The organism is Mycobacterium sp. TH-M106, assembly GCF_057473765.1.
The window spans coordinates 1-1107 of record NZ_JBYCLE010000586.1 but is presented as its reverse complement, the minus strand read 5'-3'; the positions used below and the strand labels follow the sequence as shown (position 1 = coordinate 1107).

The 1107-nt window shown below is 67.8% G+C and carries 1 protein-coding gene and 1 pseudogene; both read left to right on the top strand.

The window, feature by feature from the left end:
* A pseudogene (locus AC2VOP_RS19910) lies at nucleotides 1-254 on the top strand (ABC transporter ATP-binding protein); the annotation flags it as partial.
* A partial coding sequence (gene glfT1, locus AC2VOP_RS19905) for a galactofuranosyltransferase GlfT1 (protein WP_486962571.1) occupies nucleotides 251-1107 on the top strand: 857 nt, incomplete at its 3' end. The pseudogene AC2VOP_RS19910 and the gene glfT1, both read left to right, overlap by 4 nt.

The window sequence follows — 1107 nt, the reverse complement described above, 5'->3', positions numbered from 1 at the left end:
CCGAATTCATGAAGAAGGCCCAGTCCCGGCTGCAGAAGCTGGTGGAGCGGTCCGGAATCCTGGTGTTCGCCAGCCATTCCAACGAGTTTCTGGCGCGGCTGTGCAAGACCGCGATCTGGATCGAGCACGGCACCATCAAGATGACGGGCGGCATCGAGGAGGTGGTCGGGGCCTATGACGGTGAGTCCGCCGCCCGGCAGGTGCGCGACGTGCTGGCGGAGACCCGCGCCGAAAGCGTCGGTGACAAGCCGTGACCGAGCGGGTGTACGCCGTCGTCGTCACCCACCGGCGGGCCGACCAACTGGCCACGTCGCTGGACGCGGTGGCTACCCAGACCCGCCAGCCCGACCATCTGGTCGTCGTCGACAACGATTCAGACGACCGAGTCTGGAAGCTGGTGGATGACCAGCCGATCACGTCGACCTACCTACGATCACGTCGGAACCTCGGCGGCGCAGGCGGATTCGCGTTGGGCATGCTGCAGGCCCTGGCCGCGGGCGCGGACTGGCTGTGGCTGGCCGACGACGACGGCCGGCCCGCCGACTCCGGTGTGCTGGCCCGCCTGCTGGCGTGCGCGGCTGAGCACGGACTGGCCCAGGTGTCGCCGATGGTCTGCGATATCGATGACCCTGAGCGGCTGGCGTTTCCGCTGCGCCGCGGGCTGAGGTGGCGGCGGCGGGTGAGTGAATTACGTTCTGGCGCAGCAGATCGTGATCTGCTGCCGGGGATCGCGTCGCTGTTCAACGGTGCGCTGTTCGCCGCCAGTGCGTTGGAAGTAGTTGGTGTGCCAGATCTTCGGCTGTTTGTGCGCGGCGACGAGGTGGAGCTGCACCGCCGGCTGGTGCGCTCCGGGCTGGCCTTCGGCACCTGCCTGAACGCGGTGTATCTGCACCCGTCCGGTTCTGGCGAGTTCAAGCCGATCCTGGGCGGGGCGATGCACGCCCAGTACCCCGACGATCCGGGGAAGCGGTTTTTCACCTACCGCAACCGCGGCTACCTGATGGCCCAACGCGGGATGCGCCGCCTGCTGGTGCAGGAGTGGCTGCGGTTCGGCTGGTTCTTCCTGGTGTCGCGCCGCTTCGATCTGGCCGGCCTGGCCGAGTGGAT